The sequence below is a fragment of the Amycolatopsis sp. A1MSW2902 genome (assembly GCF_017312175.1).
Lineage (GTDB): Bacteria > Actinomycetota > Actinomycetes > Mycobacteriales > Pseudonocardiaceae > Amycolatopsis > Amycolatopsis nivea.
The window spans coordinates 52,422-73,804 of the sequence record NZ_QJPO01000003.1; the positions used below are offsets into that span (position 1 = coordinate 52,422).

The 21,383-nt window shown below is 70.4% G+C and carries 17 protein-coding genes; 11 read left to right on the top strand and 6 right to left on the bottom strand.

Translation table 11 applies throughout. The features are described 5' to 3' along the window. The first annotated feature begins 126 nt into the window (after positions 1 to 126). From DMP23_RS43430 to DMP23_RS43445, 4 genes are read left to right on the top strand one after another with little or no spacing between them, the layout of a single operon-like run. Positions 127 to 1,266, top strand: a complete 1,140-nt coding sequence (locus tag DMP23_RS43430) for an acyl-CoA dehydrogenase family protein (protein ID WP_443111374.1) — start codon at positions 127 to 129, stop codon at positions 1,264 to 1,266. Next, positions 1,263 to 2,387 carry a CaiB/BaiF CoA transferase family protein gene (locus DMP23_RS43435; RefSeq protein ID WP_337824642.1) on the top strand — a complete coding sequence of 375 codons (1,125 nt, stop codon included), beginning with the start codon at positions 1,263 to 1,265 and terminating at the stop codon, positions 2,385 to 2,387. The genes DMP23_RS43430 and DMP23_RS43435 overlap by 4 nt, the downstream gene beginning before the upstream one ends. Continuing rightward, positions 2,384 to 4,162, top strand: coding sequence for an AMP-dependent synthetase/ligase (locus DMP23_RS43440; RefSeq protein WP_337824643.1), 1,779 nt, complete (start codon positions 2,384 to 2,386; stop codon positions 4,160 to 4,162). Before DMP23_RS43435 ends, DMP23_RS43440 begins: the two co-directional genes overlap by 4 nt. A gap of 51 nt (positions 4,163 to 4,213) precedes the next feature. After that, positions 4,214 to 4,912, top strand: coding sequence for an alpha/beta hydrolase (locus tag DMP23_RS43445; RefSeq protein WP_337824644.1), 699 nt, complete (start codon positions 4,214 to 4,216; stop codon positions 4,910 to 4,912). 18 nt (positions 4,913 to 4,930) lie between these two features. On the opposite strand, the gene DMP23_RS43450 is transcribed toward DMP23_RS43445, so the two are convergent. After that, complete coding sequence (locus DMP23_RS43450; RefSeq protein ID WP_337824645.1) at positions 4,931 to 5,926, bottom strand: AraC family transcriptional regulator; 996 nt, start codon at positions 5,924 to 5,926, stop codon at positions 4,931 to 4,933. A gap of 99 nt (positions 5,927 to 6,025) precedes the next feature. On the opposite strand from DMP23_RS43450, the gene DMP23_RS43455 reads away from it, so the two are divergent. Together DMP23_RS43455 and DMP23_RS43460 are read left to right on the top strand one after the other, a co-directional pair. After that, positions 6,026 to 7,240, top strand: coding sequence for an acetyl-CoA C-acetyltransferase (locus DMP23_RS43455; protein ID WP_337824646.1), 1,215 nt, complete (start codon positions 6,026 to 6,028; stop codon positions 7,238 to 7,240). A 1-nt stretch (position 7,241) separates the two neighbouring features. Next, positions 7,242 to 9,392 (top strand): 3-hydroxyacyl-CoA dehydrogenase NAD-binding domain-containing protein, encoded by a 2,151-nt coding sequence (locus tag DMP23_RS43460; RefSeq protein WP_337824647.1) that lies wholly within the window; start codon positions 7,242 to 7,244, stop codon positions 9,390 to 9,392. 77 nt (positions 9,393 to 9,469) lie between these two features. Here DMP23_RS43460 and DMP23_RS43465 read toward each other — a convergent pair whose 3' ends face one another. Beyond that, entirely contained in the window at positions 9,470 to 10,387 is a 918-nt protein-coding gene (locus tag DMP23_RS43465) for an NAD(P)H-dependent flavin oxidoreductase (RefSeq protein WP_337824648.1), read from the bottom strand. A gap of 139 nt (positions 10,388 to 10,526) precedes the next feature. On the opposite strand from DMP23_RS43465, the gene DMP23_RS43470 reads away from it, so the two are divergent. Continuing rightward, complete coding sequence (locus DMP23_RS43470; RefSeq protein ID WP_337824649.1) at positions 10,527 to 11,681, top strand: lipase family protein; 1,155 nt, start codon at positions 10,527 to 10,529, stop codon at positions 11,679 to 11,681. Between the two features lie 29 nt (positions 11,682 to 11,710). Here the strand turns inward: DMP23_RS43470 and DMP23_RS43475 are convergent, their stop codons facing one another. Genes DMP23_RS43475 through trxB form a run of 3 tightly spaced genes read right to left on the bottom strand, consistent with a single transcriptional unit; the run spans position 11,711 to position 14,506 of the window. Beyond that, positions 11,711 to 12,535 carry a UGSC family (seleno)protein gene (locus DMP23_RS43475; RefSeq protein WP_337824650.1) on the bottom strand — a complete coding sequence of 275 codons (825 nt, stop codon included), beginning with the start codon at positions 12,533 to 12,535 and terminating at the stop codon, positions 11,711 to 11,713. 16 nt (positions 12,536 to 12,551) lie between these two features. Beyond that, complete coding sequence (locus DMP23_RS43480) at positions 12,552 to 13,568, bottom strand: hypothetical protein (RefSeq protein ID WP_337824651.1); 1,017 nt, start codon at positions 13,566 to 13,568, stop codon at positions 12,552 to 12,554. Beyond that, the gene (gene trxB, locus DMP23_RS43485) at positions 13,565 to 14,506 is read right to left on the bottom strand and encodes a thioredoxin-disulfide reductase (RefSeq protein WP_337824652.1); all 942 of its coding nucleotides are present in this window, start codon (positions 14,504 to 14,506) and stop codon (positions 13,565 to 13,567) included. Before trxB ends, DMP23_RS43480 begins: the two co-directional genes overlap by 4 nt. 122 nt (positions 14,507 to 14,628) lie before the next feature. Between trxB and DMP23_RS43490 the strand changes: the two genes are divergently transcribed. The 4 genes from DMP23_RS43490 (at position 14,629) to DMP23_RS43505 (ending at position 19,486) form a co-directional block, all read left to right on the top strand. Beyond that, complete coding sequence (locus DMP23_RS43490; RefSeq protein ID WP_337824653.1) at positions 14,629 to 15,507, top strand: LysR family transcriptional regulator; 879 nt, start codon at positions 14,629 to 14,631, stop codon at positions 15,505 to 15,507. Between the two features lie 144 nt (positions 15,508 to 15,651). Continuing rightward, positions 15,652 to 17,364: a CocE/NonD family hydrolase gene (locus DMP23_RS43495; RefSeq protein ID WP_337824654.1), complete on the top strand. Its 1,713-nt coding sequence runs from the start codon at positions 15,652 to 15,654 to the stop codon at positions 17,362 to 17,364. Continuing rightward, positions 17,361 to 18,158, top strand: coding sequence for a phosphosulfolactate synthase (locus DMP23_RS43500; RefSeq protein ID WP_337824655.1), 798 nt, complete (start codon positions 17,361 to 17,363; stop codon positions 18,156 to 18,158). Before DMP23_RS43495 ends, DMP23_RS43500 begins: the two co-directional genes overlap by 4 nt. Then, positions 18,155 to 19,486, top strand: coding sequence for an MFS transporter (locus DMP23_RS43505; protein ID WP_337824656.1), 1,332 nt, complete (start codon positions 18,155 to 18,157; stop codon positions 19,484 to 19,486). Before DMP23_RS43500 ends, DMP23_RS43505 begins: the two co-directional genes overlap by 4 nt. 290 nt (positions 19,487 to 19,776) lie before the next feature. Here the strand turns inward: DMP23_RS43505 and DMP23_RS43510 are convergent, their stop codons facing one another. Continuing rightward, entirely contained in the window at positions 19,777 to 20,517 is a 741-nt protein-coding gene (locus DMP23_RS43510) for a DUF2637 domain-containing protein (protein ID WP_443111380.1), read from the bottom strand. Between the last annotated feature and the right edge of the window lie 866 nt (positions 20,518 to 21,383).

Genomic DNA, 21,383 nt, shown 5'->3' on the forward strand with positions numbered 1-21,383 from the left:
GCGCTCGACCCGTGACCGGGACGCGCATGCGCGAGCGGGTCATCGACCGGGCGCGGCGCGGTCATGGCCCGGACGCCGGTCGCCGCACACGCTGGAAGGAGCGACGACAGACGAACGGAGCACGCGATGACCGACCGACCGCGCTGGATGCGCGAGGACCACGCGGCGCTGGCCGACCTCGCGCACGGGTTCTTCGCCAAAGAGTGCGAGCCCAACGAGCGGCGGTGGGGTCAGCAGCAGCACGTCGACCGGGAAATGTGGACCAAAGCCGGCGAGCTGGGCTTGCTGTGCGCGTCGATCCCCGAGCAGTACGGCGGCGGGGGCGGCGACTTCGGCCACGAGGCGGTGATTTTCGACGCGCAGATGAAAGCGCTGGCGCCGAGCTTCGGCGGCTCGATCCACTCGGCGATCATCGCGCACTATCTCAACGCGTACGGCACGCACGAACAGAAGAGCGCGTGGCTGCCGAAGATGGCCAGCGGCGAGTACGTGGCGGCGATCGCGATGACCGAGCCGGGCACCGGGTCGGATTTGCAGGGCATCAAGACCACGGCAGTCCGCGACGGCGACGAGTACGTGGTCAACGGCGCGAAAACCTTCATCACCAACGGTTTCCTGTGCGATCTCGTCATCGTCGCCGCCAAAACCGACCCCGCGCAGGGCGCCGCCGGGGTGTCGCTGATCGTGGTCGAGGCCGACCGCGCCGGGTTCTCCCGCGGCCGCAAACTCGAGAAGATCGGCCAGCACGGGCAGGACACCTGCGAGCTGTTCTTCGACGACGTCCGCGTCCCGGCGGCCAACCTGCTCGGCGAGGAGGGCAAGGGCTTCCAGTACCTGATGGCACAGCTGCCCCAGGAACGGCTGGTCCTGTCGGTGCCCGCGGTCGCGTCCATCGAGAAATCCGTCGAGCTCACCATCGCCTACGCGAAGGAACGGGAGGCGTTCGGCAAGCCGATCCTCGCGTTCCAGAACACCCGGTTCGAACTCGCCGAATGCTCCACGCTCGCCACCGTGGCGCGCGGTTTCCTCGACGACAGCATCGTCAAGCACCTCGCGGGCGAGCTCACCGTGGTCGGCGCGGCCAAAGCGAAATGGTGGCTCACCGAGCAGCAGAACGTGGTCGCGGACCGGTGCCTGCAGCTGTTCGGCGGCTACGGGTACATGGTCGAGTACCCGATCGCGCGGATCTGGGCCGACTCGCGGATCCAGAAGGTCTACGGCGGCACCAACGAAATCATGAAAGAGATCATCGGGCGGTTCCTGTGAGCGGGCCGCTGACCGGCGTCCGCGTGGTCGAGATCGCCGGCCTCGCTCCCGCGGCGTTCGGCGCCATGGTCCTGGCCGATCTCGGCGCGGACGTGCTCCGGATCGACCGGGCCTCGGCCCGCGACCGCGGAGTGGCCGTGCCGCCCGGCGTGCTCGACCGCGGGCGCAGCACGATCGCGCTCGACCTCAAGGACGAGACCGACCTCGAAGCGCTGCACCAAATCCTGGAGTCGGCCGACGTGCTGATCGAGGGATTCCGGCCCGGGGTCGCCGAGCGGCTCGGCATCGGACCGGACGAGACGCGAGGACGCAACCCCGGCCTGGTGTACGCGCGGATGACCGGATGGGGCCAGCACGGACCGCTCGCCGCCCGCGCCGGGCACGACATCACCTATCTCGCTCTCGCCGGCGCGCTCGAACCGATCGGGCACGCGGGCGAGCGGCCGGTGCCGCCGCTGAACCTGGTCGCCGATCTCGGCGGGGGCGGCATGCTCCTGGCGCTCGGCGTCCTCGCGGCACTGCACGAACGGCAGTCTTCCGGGCAAGGACAGGTCGTTGACGCCGCGATGGTGGACGGCTCCTCGCTGCTGATGACTTTCGTCCACGGAATGCGCGACGCCGGGCTGTGGCCGAACCCGCGCGGCGAGAACCTCTTCGACTCCGGCGCGCCCTTCTACGACACCTACGAGTGCGCCGACGGACGGTTCGTGGCGGTCGGCGCGGTCGAGACGGAATTCTTCGCCGAACTGCTCGACCGGCTCGGCGTCGCCGACGCGCCGGAGCAGTACGAGTTCGCGCGCTGGCCGCAATTGCGCGAACGCCTGGCGGCGGCGTTCAAGCAACGCACCCGCGACGAGTGGGCCGAGGTCTTCGCCGACTCCGACGCTTGCGCCGCGCCTGTGCTGAGCCCCTGGGAAGCACACGAACACCCGCACAATGCGCAGCGACAAGCGTTCGTAGACGTCGCTGGCGCCCGTCAACCCGCGCCCGCACCCCGCTTCGACCGCACGCCGGCCGCGGCCCCGCTCCCCCGCAACGCGCGTGACGCCGCGTCGATGCTCGACAGCTGGGCCGTCGACACCGCACTTATCGCCCGCATGACCACAAGGAGTTCCCGGTGAACGAGCTCGCCGACCCTCAACGCATCCGAGCGTCCCGCAGCATGTGCGAACTGTTCCAGCGCACGGTCGCGGCGGCACCCCAGCGGGTGGCGCTGCGCGACGCCGACGGCACCGTGTCGATCACCTGGGCGGAGTACGGGCAACGGGTGCGGTCGCTCGCGGCCGGCCTCGCCTCGCTCGGCGTCGGACACGGCGACCCGGTGGGCCTCATGCTCGCCAACCGGCCGGAATTCCACCTCGTCGACACCGCCGCGTTCCACCTCGGGGCAACCCCGTTTTCGATCTACAACACCAGCGCACCCGAGCAAATCGCGTACCTGCTGAAGAACGCCGGCTGCCGCGTGCTCGTCACCGAACAGCAGTTCTTCGACAAAGTGGGCGCCGCCGCGTGCGGAACGGCCGTCGAGCACCTGGTCCTCGTCGACGGCACCGCCGAGGACGCCATCACGCTGGACGATCTCGCGTCGGCGGGCGACGAAGGGTTCGACTTCGAGGCCGCGTGGCGCGCGGTCGCCCCGGACGACGTGCTCACCTTGATCTACACCTCGGGCACGACCGGCCCGCCCAAAGGCGTGGAGATGACCCACGGCGGCATGGTGTCGGCGGTGAGCAACGTCGCCGAGCAAGTCGCCGGGCGCCCCGTCGAACGGCTGGTGTCCTACCTGCCCGACGCGCACGCCGCCAACCGCGGCTATTCGCACTACGCGTCGATGATCAGCGCCGCGACGATCACCACCGTGGCCGACGCCAAGAAGCTGGTCGCGACGCTGCCCCAGGTGCGGCCGTCGATCTTCCTCGGCGTGCCGACTCTGTGGTACAAGATCAAGGCCGCGATCGAGTCCGCTGTGGACAGTCAGCCTGCCCTCCGCCGCGGCGTCGCCCAGTGGGCCATCGCCCAGGGCCGCGCGCGGGTTCGCACCGGCAAGACCGGATGGCGGCACGCGACAGCCGACCGGCTGGTGCTGTCCGGCCTCCGCAAGAGGATCGGCCTCGACGACCTCGCGCTCGCCTTCACCGGCGCCGCCCCGATCGCCGAGGACACCCTGGAATTCGTGCTGGCGCTGGGCATCCCGTGCAGCGAGATCTGGGGAATGTCCGAAGTCGCGATCGCCACCGCCAACCCCGTCGACGACCTGCGCATCGGCACCGTCGGCAAGCCGCTGCCCGGCGTCCAGCTCGCCCTCGCCGACGACGGCGAACTGCTGGTGCGCAGCCCCGGCGTGATGCGCGGCTACCGCGGCGACCCGGAAAAGACCGCCGAAACGCTCGACGCCGAAGGCTGGCTGCACACCGGCGACATCGGCACCATCGACCCTGACGGCTGGGTGCGCATCGTCGACCGCAAGAAGGAGCTGATCATCAACGCGGCGGGCAAGAACATGTCGCCGTCGAACATCGAGGGCCACGTGAAGGCGGCCAGTCCCCTGGTCGGGCACGTCGCGGCGATCGGCGACCGCCGACCGTACGTCGTCGCGCTGGTCACCCTCGACGCCGAGGCCGCCGCGGCGTTCGCCCGCGCGCACGGACTGGCCGCCGAACCCGCCGTGCTGGCCAAGGACCCCCGCCTCACCGAGCAGATCGGCCAGGCCGTGCGGGAGGCCAACGCCAAGCTCTCCCGGGTCGAGCAGATCAAGAACTTCGCCGTGCTCCCGGACTGCTGGCAGCCCGGTTCGGAGGTGCTCACCCCGACCATGAAGCTGCGCCGCAAGCCCATCGCCGAGCGCTACGCTGGCGAAATCGACGCCCTGTACCGCTCGGCCGCCCGGAGCGGGTAGGCCGCTCCCGTCGTCGTCCGACGGCGGCACATCCACGGAGAGGAGTTCGACATGGCTGCCACACCTACGGTGGTACTGGTTCACGGCTTCTGGGGCGGTGCCGCCCACTGGGCGAAGGTGATCGTGGAGCTGCGGCGGCGCGGTTACGAGTCGGTCCGCGCCGTGGAGATCCCGCTGACCTCGCTCGCCGACGACGCCGAACGCACCCGCAAAATGATCCGGCAGGCGGACGGCCCGGTTTTGCTCGTCGGGCATTCCTACGGCGGCGCGGTGATCACCGAAGCAGGCGGCCTGCCCAACGTCGTCGGCCTGGTGTACGTCGCCGCGTTCGCTCCCGACGCCGGCGAAAGCCCCGGCCGGATCAGCGAAGAACGACCGCCCGCCGCGTTCGACGCGATCACGCCCGATTCCGACGGCTACCTCTGGATCGCGCCCGAGAAATTCCAGGAAAGTTTCTGCCAGGACCTCCCCGACGACGAGGCGCTGGTCATGGCCGTCACCCAGAAAGCCCCGCTGGGAACGACGTTCGGCGACGCCGTCACCGAGCCGGCGTGGAAGACCAAACCCGTCTGGTACCAGGTCTCCCGCGAGGACCGCATGATCCATCCCGACAACGAACGGCGGATGGCGGCCCGGATGAACCCGCGCCGGATCGTCGAACTCGACGCCGGCCACGCCTCGCTGGCCTCGCGGCCAGGACCGGTCACCGACCTCGTCGACGAGGCCGCGCGCGACGTGTCCGGCGCATAACGACCCGCGCCCGCCCGGCTACTCGCCTCGGTAAGCGCCGGGCGGGCTGCCCGTCCACCGGCGAAACGCCCTGCGGAAGGCCGACGCCTCGGAGAACCCGAGCCGCGCGGCGAGTTCGTCCACCGGTTCTTCGCCGCGCACCAAGCTCGCGATCGCGGCGTCGCGCAGGATCTCCTCCTTGATCTCGCTGATCGAGGTGTCCTGCTCGCGCAGCAGCCGCCGCAGGTGCTGCACGCTGACGTTGCAGCGCGCCGCGATCTGTTCAGCCGTCGGCCACTGTCCGCGCAGGCCGTGTTCGAGAATCTTGCGCACCTGGTCGGCGACGGTGGAGCCGTAATCCCTGGTGGCGTACCAGATCCCGGGCTGATCCCCCAGGAACGCCTCCAGGTCCCGTTCGCTGCGCACCACCGGCGAGTCCAGCAGCGCGCTGTCGAATTCGAACGCGGCCACGGGTGCGTCGAACACGGCCGGGCAGCCGAAGATCTTGTCGTAGTCCGCGGCGTGCGGCGGCGACGGGTACGGAAACTCCAAAGCGCGCAAGGGAATTCTCTTGCCGGCCAGCCACCCCAGGAGCCGGTGCACGAGCGCCAGCATCAGCTCGGTGCCGAGATGCTCAGGGTCGTCCAGTTTGCTGACGTCCAATTCCACCCGCGCCGTCGAATCGCCGTACGCCACCTTCAGCCGAGGCACCCCGGCAAGCACCTTCGTCGCTCCCGCGACCCGGATCCCCACCGCACGCAGGTCCTCGGCGTGGATCACCGCGAGCGTCACGAATTTCAGCGTGCCGAGCGGGATCGGCGGGCCGAGGCCGAACAGTTCGTCGCCGGTCAGCCGCCACAGGTCCCGGGTGACCCTGGCCATCTGCTCGACCGTGACCCGCGTGCGCGGCCGGTACGCGATGTCGGCCGGGATCCCCGCCGCGCGCAGCATCGGCAACACGTCGAAACCCCGGCGTTCGGCGACGCGCAGCAGCCGGTGCACGAAGCTGATCGGCACCGTCTGCGTCGTGGACATGCACAGAAATTAACATCTCCGGCCGGTGCGCGGCGCGGTCATCAACCCCGCGAGCCGTGGTCATTCGATTCGCGCTCCCGCCTTCGTAGCGTGCTGGGCATGAGCGAACAGGCGTACGTCTACGAGGCGATCCGCACCCCGCGCGGCAAGGGAAAACGCACCGGCGCGCTGCACGGCGTCAAGCCGATCGACTTGGTCGTCGGCTTGATCGGGGAGCTGCGCCGCCGCTTTCCCGACCTGGACGAGGACCGCATCTCCGACCTCGTGCTCGGCTGCGTCACCCCGATCGGCGACCAGGGCATGGACCTCGCCCGCACCGCGGCGACCGCGGCCGGGCTGCCCGAAACGGTCGGCGGAGTCCAGCTCAACCGGTTCTGCGGCTCCGGCCTCGACGCGGTCAACACCGCGGCGAAAGCGGTCCGATCAGGATTCGACGAACTGGTCATCGCGGGCGGCGTCGAGTCGATGTCGCGAGTAACAATGGGCAGCGACGGCGGCGCGATGGCGTTCGACCCGGCCACCGCCTACGACACACGCTTCGTCCCGCAGGGCATCGCGTGCGATCTGCTCGCCACCCTCCACGGCTACACCCGCGACGACGTCGACGCCTACGCCGTCCGTTCCCAGCGTCGTGCCGCGGCCGCCTGGTCGGGAGGTTTCTTCGCCAAGTCCGTCGTCCCGGTCCGCGACATGAACGGGCTGACGATTCTCGACCACGACGAACACCTCCGCCCCGAGGTCACCGCCGGGGACCTGGCCAAGCTGGAGCCCGCTTTCGCCGGCATCGGCGAACTCGGCGGATTCGACGCCGTGGCCCGGCAGAAGTTCCATCACCTCGAACGCATCGACCACGTGCACACCGCGGGCAACAGCTCAGGCATCGTCGACGGCGCCTCGCTCGTGCTCGTGGGCTCCGAACGGGCCGGTGCAGCGAGCGGCATGACTCCCCGCGGCCGGATCGTGTCCGCCGCCGCCAGCGGCGCCGACCCGGTGCTGATGTTCACCGGGCCGATTCCGGCGGTGCACAAGGCCTTGCGTCTCGCCGAACTGTCCATTCAGGACATCGACGTGGTCGAGATGAACGAGGCGTTCGCCGCCGTGGCGCTGCACATCCAGCGCGAGTTCGCCGTCCCGGACGAGCGCTACAACGTCAACGGCGGCGCGATCGCGATGGGCCACCCGCTCGGCGCCACCGGAGCCATGTTGCTGGGCGCCGTTCTCGACGAACTGGAACGCACCGGCGGCCGCTACGGGCTCGTCACGCTGTGCGTCGCCGGCGGCATGGGCATCGCCACCATCATCGAAAGGCTCTGACATGACCGACGGCATCATCGGCTGGGACAAGGATTCCGACGGAATCGTCACGCTCACGATCGACGATCCGGACAGCGGCGCGAACACCCTCACCGACGCCTACGTCGACCAGATGGGCGCGGCCGTCGACCGGCTGTACTCCGAATCCGACGCACTCGCCGGGGTGGTGCTCACCTCCGGCAAAAAGGCCTTCTTCGCCGGGGCCGACCTGAACACGATCCGGCAAGCGGGGCCCGAAGACGCGCGGGCGCTGTTCGACGGCGCCACCCGGATCAAACACGACCTGCGCCGCCTCGAACTGCTCGGCAAGCCCGTGGTCGCCGCGATCAACGGCGCCGCGCTCGGCGGCGGGCTGGAACTCGCGCTGGCGTGCCACCACCGCATCGCCGCCGACGTACGCGGCAGCCAGATCGGCCTGCCCGAGGTCATGCTCGGCGTGCTGCCCGGCGCGGGCGGCGTCGTCCGCACCGTGCGGATGCTCGGCATCCAGAACGCGCTGACACAGGTGCTGCTCACCGGCGCGCGCATGAATCCGGCCAAGGCGCACGAGGTCGGCCTGATCGACGAACTGGTCGACACGGTCGAAGAACTCGTGCCTGCCGCGAAGGCGTGGATCAAGGCGAACCCGGACGGCGGCGTCCAGCCTTGGGACATCCCCGGCCACCAGATCCCCGGTGGCACTCCGGCGAGTCCCGCGTTCGCGCAGAACCTGCCCGCTTTTCCGGCGAATCTGCACAAGCAGCTGGGCGGGCAGCGCCGGATGCCCGCGCCCCGAGCGATCATGGCAGCCGCGGTCGAGGGAGCGCAGGTCGACTTCGAGACCGCGTGCACCATCGAGACCCGCTACTTCGTCAGCCTGGTCACCTCGCCGGTCGCGAAGAACATGATCCAAGCGTTCTTCTTCGATCTGCAGGAGGTGCAGAAGGGCGCCTCCCGCCCGCAGAACGTCCCGGCGCGGCGCGTGCGCAAGGTCGGCGTCCTCGGTGCGGGCATGATGGGTGCCGGGATCGCCTACGTCACCGCGAAAGCCGGTATCGACGTGGTCCTCAAGGACGTCACGCTCGACGCCGCGCGCAACGGCAAGTCCTACGCCGAACAACTCGAAGCCAAGGCACTGGCGAAGGGACGCACCACCGAGCAGCGCTCCCGCGCGCTGCTCGACCGTATCCATCCCACTGCCGACACCGCCGACCTCGCCGGAGTCGACTTCGTCGTCGAGGCCGTTTTCGAGGACACCGCGCTGAAGAACAAGGTCTTCGGAGAAATCGAGAATGTCGTAGCGCCCGATGCCGTGCTCGGCTCGAACACCTCATCGCTCCCGATCACCGGCCTCGCCGGCGCGGCGGGCAGGCCGCAGGACTTCATCGGCATCCACTTCTTCTCCCCGGTCGAGAAAATGGACCCGGTGGAGATCATCCGCGGAGAACAGACCTCCGACGAGACACTGGCGCGCGCTATCGACTACGTGCTCGCCCTCCGCAAGTACCCCATCGTCGTGCGCGACGGACGCGGCTTCTTCACCACCCGCGTGTTCAGCACCTGGCTGCTCGAAGCGATGACCATGCTCGCCGAAGGCGTCGACCCCGCCACCATCGAACAGGCCGCCTCCCAAGCCGGCTACCCCGCGGCGCCGCTGCAGGTCGCCGACGAACTGTCCTTCGGCACCATCCGCAAGATCATGGACGAGACCATCGCCGCAGCGGAAACCGCGGGAACGCCGCTGCCCGAGTCCGCCACCGCCGCGCACCAGGTCGTCACCACGCTGACGGACCGCTTCGGCCGAACCGGAAAACAGGCCGGCAGCGGATTCTACGACTACCCGAACGGAAAACGCGGCCTGCTCTGGCCGGGCCTGCGCGAGCACTTCCGCGCCGCCGCCGAATCGGGCATCCCGTTCGACGATCTCATCGACCGGTTCCTGTTCGGCCAAGCGCTGGAAACCCAGAGAGCGTTCGACGAAGGGATCATCGACTCCGACCCGGACGCCAACATCGGCTCCGCCTTCGGCATCGGCTTCCCGCCCTGGACCGGCGGCGTACGGCAGTTCGTCACCGGCTACCCCGGCGGCCGCACCGCCTTCCTCGACCGCGCCGGGGAACTCGCCGCCGCCTACGGGAACCGGTTCACCCCGCCGGACACTCTCCGCGGCTGAGCCCGCTCAGCTGTCACCGAAGACCGGCACGTCAGGCCCGGCTCGTCCGCGATCAGCGCGAACGAGCCGGGCCTGCCTCACCCGTACTCCTCGGCCAGCCGAGCGACCACCTCGGCGACACTCAGCACGTCAGCGACCCCCGACGCGGAATGCCCCGCACTCCACAAATCCCGCCACCGCGCCGGGGCGGCGCCGTCCGCCGCGGACAGCAGATCCGTCAGATCGGCAGTCCCCGCCTTCAGCGCGGCGAGGTCGATCCCCGCCGCCGCGATCGAGGGGGCAAGCATCGACGCGGGCAGCCCGGTGAACGCCGACGTGAGCACGACATCGTCCAAAGTGGACTCCGCGACCATCCGCTTGTGCCCGTCGGCAGCCATGCTTTCCGTGGTGGCCAAGAACCTCGTGCCCAGATACCCGAGATCGGCGCCGAGAGCGCACGCGGCCCGCAGCGCGACGCCGTCGGACAGCCCGCCCGCCAGCACCAGCGGACCGGCGTAAAACCCGCGGACCGCCCGGACGAAGGCGAACGGGTTGGCCCAGCCGGTCTGTCCGCCCGCGCCGGCGGCGAGCAGGATCAGCCCGTCCGCTCCGGCGTCGGCCGCGCGGCGGGCGTGGCGGATCGAGGCGACGTCGGAGAACACCAGCGTCCCGGCCTCGTGCAGCGGCGCGATCACCTCGGCCGGGGAGCCGACGGAGGTGATCACCAGCTCGACCGGGTCGGCCAGCAGCACCCCCAGGTCCTCGGCCAGCCGTCCGTTGCTGCGGTGCACGATCAGATTCGCCGCGACCGGCGCGTCGTCCGGACCGGTTTCGGCGTGGATGCGGCGCAGCCAGTCCGCCAGCTCCCGCCCGTCGCGCGCGTTGGCCGTGGGAAACGCGCCGGCCACCCCGGACCGGCAGGCGGCGATCACCAGGTCCGGACCGGAAACCAGGAACATCGGGGCCGCGACGGCGGGAATCCGCAGGCGCTGCTTGAACTGCTCGAAGGTGCTCACCCGCCGATCGTGCGCGCCCGGGCCGGATCCGCGCCATGACCGTGCCGCTCGGGCCGCGTGACCGCCGCGCGCCCGGCGGTCACGGATCCGGCGCGGCACGGTCATGGTGGCCCCCGTCACCACGGCGAACCATGCATCCATGGTCAAACGCACTCTGACAGCCTTGCTCGCGCTGTTCCTCGTGGCCACGGCCGCACCAGCCGCCGCGTCCGGCGCCCAGCCCGGCACCCTCGTGTCGGCGACACCGACGACCTTGTACCTCGCGCCGCTGGTTCCGCTGCCCGCCAAGGCTTGGCGCGTCGTCTACGCCAGCCGGACCGCCACCGGCGAACCGGTCCAGGTGTCCGGCGTGGTCCTGGCTCCGTCCGGCGCCTACCCGGGCGACCGTCCGCTGATCGGGTACGCGCCCGGCACCCAGGGCCTGGACACCCGGTGCGCCGCGTCCCGGATGCTCAGCCAGGGCACCGAGTACGAGGCCCCGTTCATCGCGCGGATGCTCGCCAAAGGCTGGGCGGTGGCCGTGCCCGACTACCAGGGGCTGGGCACGCCCGGCAGCCATCCCTACGTCGTCGGCGAGGCGCTCGGACGCCAAACGTTGGACATCGTCCGCGCGGCCCGCGCCCTGCCCGGCGCGGTGCTGAGCGCCACCGGCCCGGTGGGCATCTACGGCTACTCCGAAGGCGGCGAAGCGGCGGGCGCGGCCATTGAACAGCAACCCTCCTACGCGCCGGACATCCCCTTGACCGGAGCCGCGGTCGGTGCGGCTCCGGCAGATTTCCAGTCGGTGATCAAAGCTCGCGACGGCAGCGTGATGATGTTCCTGATCCTGTACGCGCTCAGCGGCTTCGGCACCGCCTACCCGGAGCTGAAGGTCGACTCGTACCTCAACGCCACCGGCCGCGACGCGATGGCCGGGTACCGCCGCAGCTGCATCGTCGACGCCATCGCCACGTCAGTGCCGCAGTCGCACCGGCTGTCCAGCTACGTGACCACCAACCCGCTCGAGCAGCCCGCCGTCAAGGCCCGGATGGCCGAGAACAACCTCGGCGCCCGCGCCCCGGCGACCGAGGTCCTGGTCGGCAATGCCCGCAACGACGAGGTGATCCCGTTCGACGTGATGCACAACCTGTACCGGCAATGGTGCGGTCTCGGCGTCAACGCCCGCTTCGACGACATCCCTCTCCTGGACCACTTCACCGGGCTGCCGGTGTTCGCCAACCACGCGATCGACTTCCTGGCCCAGCGGTTCGCCGGCGCACCGCTGCCTCGCGCCAGGGATTGCGCGGCCGCCTGACGGGCGCGTCGCCCCGATCGCGCAGTTCGTCACCGACGATCGTCGCGGCCGTCGACCACGACGGCCGCGACGTGCGACCCGAAGCGTTCCTGCAGGACTTTCGTCGCGACGGAGGCCAGGATCGGAGCCGGCATGATGCAATCCCCGCACGTGGTGTCCGCGAGGGTGAGGCGGAGGGTGACGTTTCCGTCCTCGATGGACTCGGCGCGCAGGTCAGCTCCGTCGGTTTGCAGGCCGGCGCGGTAATCGGCCAGCGCGTTCTCGACGGCCTCTGCGGTCAGGGTCGCTGCGGTCGGCGCCGGTCCGGTTTCGGCACCGGGGCGGGTGCTGCCGAGGAGCGCTGCGACCACGGCGTCGAAAGCTTCTTCCGCACGCTCTCGCAAGCCTGCCCGGTCGAGGCTGGTGACTGGGTGCGGCACGAACACCGGCTCGAACCAGGGTGCGCCGTTGAGCGCCGCGATCGCGGTCGTGGTCGCGCGGAACGGCGCGGTGATCAGGACCGCCGTCGGAATTCCGGCTTGTTCCAGGTTGATTCCGTCGACCACGGTGCACGAACTGCACGACCCGCAGTCGCCGATCGCGGAGAGCGCGACGTCGCAGCCGCGGAGCAGCTCGAATTCCTCGGCGGACGGGGGTTCGCTGGGGTGCTGCTTCGTGATCCGTACCCGCGGCCCGGCGCCGTAGCGTTCCGTCAGCAGGTCCGCGATGAACTCCAGCAGGGCGTCGCCGTGCGTTTTGCCGTTCGCGAGCAATGCGAGGCGGGCTCCGTTCAGGACAGCGGGTCGCGGGGCCGGGGACACCGGCGCGCGGGTGTCGGTGAGGGTGGGATCGACCAGATCGGTTTCGAGCGTCATGGCTGGCCTCTCGGGTTCAGCAGGCAACGGTGACGGCCAGGCTGCTGCGCAACCGGCTCCAGGACGGGAAGAACGCGGAATGCCCGCCTGCTTCGCCGCCGCCGACGAGCACGAGGATGTCGGCCGGTGACTCGCCTCGGTGCCGGACGGTGTCTTCGTCGCCGGGGCGGATCTCGTGGTCGTCTTCGATTTTTCCGGCTCGCTTGAGATCGGCGACGGTGCGCGCCGCGCGCGCGAAGACGAACTCCTGGACGTCGCGGCGGGACCAGCCCGCGACGCCGAGGTAATGGGCGTGTTCGGGGCCGAGCACAAGCAGCGATTCGCCCGCGCTGAAGCTGCCGAGTGCGGCCATCGTGTCGGCGACGAGAGTGAGAATGCGTTCCGGCTCGCTGGTTCCGTGGCACAGGATGTTGTGCGCGGACTCGGCGGCGAACACGGTCACCGTGCTTTCTTCCGGCCGGAAGCCGCGGCTCGCGTGGAACGGCTCCCACGGACTGGCTGCCTCGTGTTCGGCGAAACAGCCGCTGTACTTGCCGAAGTTGCCCTGGGTGGAGCGGTCCAGGATGCCGGGGTGGGCGTCGAGGCAGTTGCGCAGGACGAGCCGCACGGCCCGGCCGATCGCGGAGTTGGCGCGGCAGCCGGGGCCGAAGAGGTTCGTGCCGTAGTTCATTCCCAGCCGGTCGCGCGCCGGGCCGTTGACGATGATCAACGGTGCCGCGCCGCCGGTGCTGGTGACGGTCCCGTGCCAGGTGAATTCGGGCGCGCTCATCCCCCGCAACGCGGCGGCCACGACCGGGACGTGTTCGGGCAGGCAACCGGCCAGCACCGCGTTCGCGGCGAGTTTGCCGGCGGTGATCGTCCGGCCGCGCACCGGTTCGACCGCGATCGGTTCGGCGGGGTCCCAGCCGCCCGCGGCGAGGAACCGGTCGACGAGACCGCGGGTCGGCGGCACCACCGGCAGCCCGTCGGTCCAGCCTCGCCGGTGGCATTCCTCGACCAGTTCCCACAGGTCGTCGTGCGTCACGGCGGTCATGCCCGTCCTCCGTCCCGGCCGAAAGCGGCCAGGTAGGCCTGTGCGTCGAGCGCGGCGGAACACCCGGTGCCCGCCGCCGTGATCGCCTGCCGGTAGCGGTGGTCGACCACGTCGCCCGCGGCGAACACGCCGGGCAGGTTCGTGGCCGTGGTCGGATGCTCGGCCAGCAGGTAGCCCGACTCGTCCCGGTCCAGCTGCCCGGCGAACACCTCGCTGCGCGGCTGGTGTCCGATCGCGACGAACAAGCCGTCGACCGGGAGGTGCAGCTCGCCGTCCGGACCGTGCGTCCGGATGCCGGTCAGCGTCTGTTCCCCGGTCAACCCGACGACCTCCGCGCTCCAGAGGAAGCGGATCCGCGAGTGGCCCAGCGCGCGCTCCTGCATGATCGCGCTGGCGCGCAACCGGTCCCGGCGGTGCACCACGGTGACCGACCGCGCGAACCGGGTCAGATACAGCGCTTCCTCCATTGCGGTGTCCCCGCCGCCGACCACCGCGATGTCCTTGTCCCGGAAGAAGAATCCATCGCACGTGGCACACGTGGACACCCCGCGCCCGGTCAGCCGCTCCTCGTCGGGAAGCCCCAGCCGCTTGTGCCGGGAACCGGTCGCGACCACGACCGCGTGCGCCCGGATCGCCGCCGTGTCGGTGCGGATCTCCTTGACCGGTCCGGCCAGGTCGACCGACGTCGCGTCCTCGGCCCGTAATTCGGCCCCGAACCGCAGCGCCTGCTTGCGCATCGCCGCGACGAGGTCCGGGCCCTGCACGCCGTCCGGGAAACCGGGGAAGTTCTCGACGCCGGTGGTGGCCGTCAGCGCCCCGCCCGCCTCGAACCCCTCCAGCACGACCGGGCGCAGGCCGGCCCGCGCCGCGTACACGGCCGCGGTGTAGCCCGCCGGTCCCGATCCGATGATCGCCAGTTCCTCGATGCGTTCGCCCATCTTCGCCCTCCGCTCGGCTGTCCCTCCATGACAGCCGCCGCCCGCGGGCGGTGTCCAAGACGAAAATGCGCCGGTGCCGTAGGCGATGCCTATAGCCGGTGCCCGGCTTACGATCGGCTGCCATGGACGCACGGAAACTGCGGCACTTCCTCGCCGTGGCGCAGGAAGGCAGCTTCACCAGGGCGGCGGAGGCGCTGCACATCGCGCAGCCGTCGCTGTCGCAGTCGGTGCGTTCGCTGGAGCAGGAGCTAGGCACTCCCCTGTTCCACCGGCTGCCCCGTGCGCTGCGACTGACTCCGGCCGGGGAAGCCCTCCTGGCCCCGGCGCACCGGGCGCTGCGGGCGATGCGCGACGCCGAGGAGTCCGTCCACGCGGTATCCGGGCTGGCCACCGGGCGGCTCGAACTGGTGGTCCCCCGCGCGCTTTCGGTGTACCCGGCGGCCCGGCTGGTCGCGGCGTTCCACCGGGAGCATCCGGGCGTGACCGTTCAGGTGACCGAGGCGACCGATTCGGCCGACGCGGCGGAGAAGGTCGCCGACGGCGCGGCGGAAGCCGGGGTGCTCGAGCTGTCGACGGTGCCGCCGGATCTGCGGACCTGGCCGCTCGTCGACTACGAACTGCATCTCGTGCTGCCGCCCGGCCAGCCCGCACCGGACGGCCCGGTGCCCCGCGCCGCCCTGCGCGACCTGCCGCTGATCGCGCTCCCGCCCGGGACGGTCACCCGCCGGATCCTCGAGGACGCCGGTGCGGCCGAGAACATCCGCGCGGAAGTCCGCTCGGTGCACACGCTGCTGGAACTCGTGCTCGAAGGCGTCGGCGCGGGCCTGGCCAACGAACCCTACGCCCGCATCGCCGCAGCACGCGGCGCACACACCGCCCCCGTCGAACCGCCCTACCGCCACCGCGTCGGCGTCGCACTCGGACCCAGCGACGGCACCCCAGCCGCACGCGCCTTCGTCACCATCGCGCTCGCCTGCTTCGAGGCCGTGGGGTCCGCCTGAGTCCCGATGGCCCTGCCTATGGGGGCAGAGGGAACACGTCTTGGATCCCGGACGCGGGCCGGGGTTTCAATGTGGGGAACCGGCGAGTCCGGTCGCCTGCGGACGACCGCGACCCCGGGGCTGCCGACCGGAAGGACTCCGCCCGTGCTCGCCTCCTCCGACTCCGTCACCGTCGCCTCGGGCGTCGCCGTGCCGATGCGCGACGGCACCGTCCTGCGCGCCGACGTCTACCATCCGTCCCGGCCCGGGCGGTTCCCCGCGCTGGTGCGGCGCACGCCCTACCGGCGGGAAGGCTGGGCAGGCTACGCACGGCAGCTCGCCGCGCGCGGCTACCTCGTCGTGGTCCAGGACCTGCGCGGCCGGGGCGGTTCGGCAGGCGCCTTCACCTGGAGCTTCGCCGAGGCCGCGCAGACCATCGAAGCCGAGGACGGATACGACACCGTCGAATGGGCCGCCGCGCACGAACGGTCCAGCGGCAAGGTCGGGACCTGGGGACATTCCTACGACGCGTGGGCGGCGCTGCGGCTGGCCGGCGCACAACCGCCCAGCCTCGGCGCCTTGCACGTCACCGGGATGTCTCCGCGCATGCTCGACCCGACCCGCGGCATTCTCGACCTCGGCAGGCGGATGGAGTGGTGCTACGCGCTCGGCGCGGACATCAGCGGCCGGCGCGGCGGCCGCAGCGGGCTGGTCGAGGACGACGCCGCGGTCCTGAGCCGCTGGCGCGACCACGAACGCGGCAAATGGCTCTGGTACCTCCCGCTCGCCGACCTGCCGCCGGACGCGCTGTTCGGCCTCACCGGCCCGTTCGCCCAGTTCCTGCGCGACGTCGACCGCGAGCTCTGGGCGTTCGACCGCGTCCATCCGCGCATCGACGTGCCCGCCTGTTTCGTCACCGGCTGGTGGGACCGGTTCAACGGCACGATCGGCAACTACACCGGCCTGGCCGAGCACGGCCCGCGGCGCCATCGCGGCGCGCACCGGCTCGTCGTCGGCCCGTGGAGCCACAGCCCCGCCACGTTCACCCGTCGCCTCGGCACCCTCGACCACGGGCCAGCGGCCGAAGAATCCTATGTGGACCTCGTCGCGCGCTGGTACGACCACGCGCTCAAGGACATCGACAACGGCCTCGCCGACGAGCCGCCGATCCGGATCTTCGTGATCGGCCGCAACGAATGGCGCTTCGAGCACGAATGGCCGCCCGCGCGAGCCGAGCAGCGCGTCCTGTACCTGCACAGCCGCGGCGACGCGGCCACCCCGTTCGGCGACGGCACGCTCAGCCGCGAGGAGCCGGCGGCGGAACCGCCGGACCGCTACGAGTACGACCCGCGCGACCCGGTCATGAGCATCATGCTGCCCGACGCGCACCTCGCACCGAGCGACCAGGCTGTCAACGACCACCGCAGCGACAAGCTCTGCTACGCCGGGGAACCGCTCGCCGAAGAACTGGAGATCACCGGCGAGCCGGAAGTCCGGCTGTGGGCGGTCACCGACGGCCCGGACACCGACTGGGTCGCCCGCCTGATCGTCGTCCGCCCGGACGGCACCGCGATCGACCTCGTCAGCGGCATCGTCCGGGCCCGCTACCGCGACGGTTACGAGAAGCCCTCGCTCGTGGCACCCGGCGAGCCCTGCGAGTACCGCATTCCGCTGGGGCCCATCAGCGTCGTGCTGCCGCCGGGCCATCGGCTCCGGCTCGACGTCACCAGTTCGGATTTCCCCAACTTCGACCGCAACCACAACACCGGCGCGGATTTCGCGACCGACCCCGTCTTGCGCCGCGCCGCTCAGCAGATCCTGCACAATGCCGAGCACCCGTCCCGGCTGGTGCTCCCCGTCATCGGGAGCCGCTCATGACCTCCGCCGCCCGCCCCGCATTCTCCGGCGTCGGCGTGCCGGACCGACCCCGCAAACCCCGCGACCGCGGCCTGACCGTCACTGTCGACTTCGGACTGGGCACCGCCGCCCAACAGGATCTGCTCGAGATCGCCGGAGACGCCATGGACCACGCGAAGCTCGTCGTCGGAGTCGCCGGATTGATCCCGCTTTCCCTGCTGCGCCGCAAAAACGAGCTGTACCGCGACTACGGCGTCGAACCGTTTCCCGGCGGGATGTTCCTCGAATACGCGATCGCGCACGACCGGGCCGAGTCATATTTGGACGGAGCAGCCGAAGCGGGCTACCGGCTGATCGAAGTGTCCGACAACGCGATTCCGATCGACCAGGACGTCAAGGAATCAGCCGTCGCGGCCGCACTCCGGCGAGGACTGGCCGTGTTCGGAGAAGTCGGCAGCAAGCACGTCCGCACCCCGGCAGCCGAACTCGTCGACGGCGTCCGCGGCCTCCTCTCCGCAGGCTGCCGCAAGGTGCTGGTCGAAGCGGCGGAACTGCTCGACGGCGACGCGCTGCGCACCGAACTGCTCGACGCGTTGTCCGACGCCGTCCCCATCGACGACCTCGTGTTCGAACTGCCCGGGCCGTGGCTCCCGGACGTGCACCACCACCAGGTGCACGCGCTCCAGTCGACGCTGATCCGGTTGTTCGGGCCGGACGTCAACATCGCGAACGACCCGGCGGGCAATGCCCTGTTCCTGGAAGCGATGCGGCGCGGAATCGGACCGAACACGCTGGACGAAGGAGCACGGGCATGAAACCGCTCGCCACCGCCAAGCCGGTATCGAAGCCGCGCACGCCGTCGCGGCGGCGCGCCTGGACGGTCGTCGCCCTGCTGTTCGCGCTGATGGTCGTCAACTTCGCGGACAAGGCCGTGATCGGGCTCGCGGCGAAACCGATCATGCGCGACCTCGGGCTCGACGCCACCCAATTCGGGTTGCTCTCCAGCGGTTTCTTCCTGATGTTCGTGCTTTCCGCCGTCGGGATCGGATTCCTCGGCGACCGGGTCCCGGCGCGCTGGCTGCTGCTGGGCATGGCGGTGCTCTGGTCGCTGAGCCAGGCCCCGATGATCGGGGTCGCCGGGTTCGGCGTGGTCCTCGCCGGCCGCGGCCTGCTCGGCTTCGGGGAAGGACCGGCGGTCCCGATCGCCCAGCACGCCGCGCACAAATGGTTCGACAACCGGGAACGCAACCTCGTCAGCGGCATCATCCAAAGCGGCGCGACGCTGGGAGTCGTCATCGCGTCGCCGGTCCTGACCTGGCTCATCGTCGAGTACAACTGGCACGTCGCGTTCGCCGCCCTCTGCGCCGCCGGACTCGTGTGGGCGCTGCTGTGGCTCGTCCTCGGCCGCGAAGGCCCCTCCGACGCCAGGACCCTCGCGCAACGGGACACCAGCGCCGCGATCGGTCTGCTCGAAGCAACGCACGTGCCCTACCGGCGCGTCCTCGCCTGCGGAACCTGGCTGGCGTGCCTGGTCGGCGGGTTCACCGTGCAATGGACCCTCGGCGTGATGACGACCTGGCTGCCGGACTATCTCTCGCGCCTCGGCTACAGCCCCTCCCAAGTCGGACTCCTCAATACCGTGCCGTGGCTGGTGATGGGCGCGCTCTTCCTGGCCCAATCCCTCCTGAGCCGATGGCTCGCCGGGCGCGGCGTGTCCAGCCGGGTGCACCGCGGCCTGGCAGCCGGCGTGCTGCTGTTCTGTTCGGCGGTCGCGATGGCGCTCTTCCCGTCGGTCCGGCAACCCGGCCTGCAGCTAACGTTGATCACGATCGCCTTCAGCTTCTGCGAAATCATGGCGGTCGTCGGCCCGGCCGTGATCGCCGAAATCACCCCGACGACCCGCCGCTCGGGCGTGCTCGGCGTCTATCTCGGCCTCGGCAGCATCGGAGCCGTGCTCAGCCCCACGGTGACCGGCAGCCTCGTCGACGCCGCGAGCACTCCCCTCGCCGGATTCCGCTGGGCTTTCCTGCTCACCGCCGCGCTCGCCCTCACCGCCGGCGCGGCCGCGACCTTCCTGATCCGACCGGAACGGGACGCCCGGCGACTGGCTGCTCCCCCCGGCGGTGAGACCTCGGGTCAGTGACCGGCCGCGGTCAACTCGGCGAAGGAGCGGTTCGCGGTACGCCCACGGCGGCAGCAGCAATCGACTGCGGTGAAGCGATCCGAGGCATCCGGAAGCGGCGCGAACGAGTTGCCGCCACGACCGGAACTGGTCGAGGCTGGTTCCGGTGACCGCAGGCCCCCGGGTCAGATCCGGATCGCCGAGCCGGCTGAAGGCGTAATCGCGCAGCGGTGGCTCATCGGCCACACGATGATGACGGCCAGCCAAGGCTTTGACGATGTCCGAAGCCATCGGGAGCAACTGGGGTCCGCTCATCGCAGTGGCCGAGGAGACAGCGGCGGAGTCGTGCTTGCCGGTACCACGACGTGTTCTGTCCTGCCGTCGGCAGGCGACATTTCCACGACCGTGTCGGGACGACCCGCAGCCTTCCACTGACGGAGCACTCGCCGCCCGTAATTATGAGTCCCAGCTACCCGGTCCAGCTCCGCGCCCGACGGTCGGCGACCCGCCGCTGCCTCCCGCTCGTAGTACACCCACATCCGCTGCTCAGCCGTCAACTCGTCGTCCGCCAAGGCCCGCTCCGGCACTGGCTCCACAGCAGGATCGGCGTGGGCGGCTGGTCTGCACTGCTCAATGGCTGGCCGATGGCGCTGCAATGCCCGATTAAGCAACTCCACGGCAAGCAACAGAGCAAGCGGAGGGCAAGCCGCCACCGTCACCCCGAACACACTCAACGACGGAGCCGCACCGATATTCGCGCACAACGACAAGGAGATACCGAACAAGAACGCCGCCCACGCCAACGAACGTCCACTCCCCCGCTGACCCCGCCACAACTCGACCGTCGCCAACGTCAGCAGCCCGTCCACGATCAACGGCCAAATCGCCGCCGTCGCCCCATCAGCACCAAACCGCAACGCGAACACCCGGCCGTGCTGATACGACGCATACGCAGCACCCAACGCCACCAAACCCGTCGCACCACACTGCACCCACAACGACCACGGCCGAACCGCTGATTCCTCCGGAGGACGACCGACACGCTCCGCCATCGCTGCCGTCATGCCGACTCACCCCGCCGCGACCGGCGGCAGCTCACAATCCCGACCACCGCAGAAACCCGCAGCTCAACGGCCATTTTTCCCGATGTAGATGTCTCCGAACCGCCCCGGGGGCACCCGGAAATCTCTTGTTTTCGCAGGTCAGCGACTTCTTACTGTAACCGGGCATCAAACCTTGGCGGCATTTCCGCAGGTCACCCGGTGTGAGTTCGAATCCCCCGGTGGCTCAGACCTTCACCGGGAACTGCCTCGCCCCAACGGGACCCGCGTCGGCGAAGATCGCCACAGTTTCGCGGCGAAGGCGGGCGGCCGCCGCGGTGTTCGCACCGGTCGGCGCAGCCGGCTCGGCTTCCGCCAGTGGATCAGCTTCCGGCATGGCTGGGTGCGACATGGTCGAACGGGGTGCGGCCGCTCCGAGCATTTCCCCTTGGTTCCGCTTCAGCACGGGCCGGAACGTCAGGCGCACAGGATCGCCCTGTGGGAGTCGCACCCCGGGCAACCACGTCCCGCCGGTCCTGAGCGAATAGGCGAAGGCCGGCTCCGGCGACCCGCCGTCAGGTCGGCTCGCGCTCGAGGATCTTCCCGATCATCGGCAGCGAATCCACGATCTCCACGACGCGCAGCAGGCGGCGACAGTCGCGCCGAACCCGGCAACCGTCGGCTTCCTCTGCCGTGTTTCCGCACCGCCGTTTCCGGCCTCCCGCTGAACCAAGGCCCGGAATGTATTGCCTGGCTTGAAGAAATCCGCGGTGCACTTCTCACCGAGTTCGTGCCATTGCTGATGCACGGTGACATGGCTGAACTCGGCGACGACGACCAGTCTGAGAGCCACGCCACAACTGAGGCAGCCACCCGAC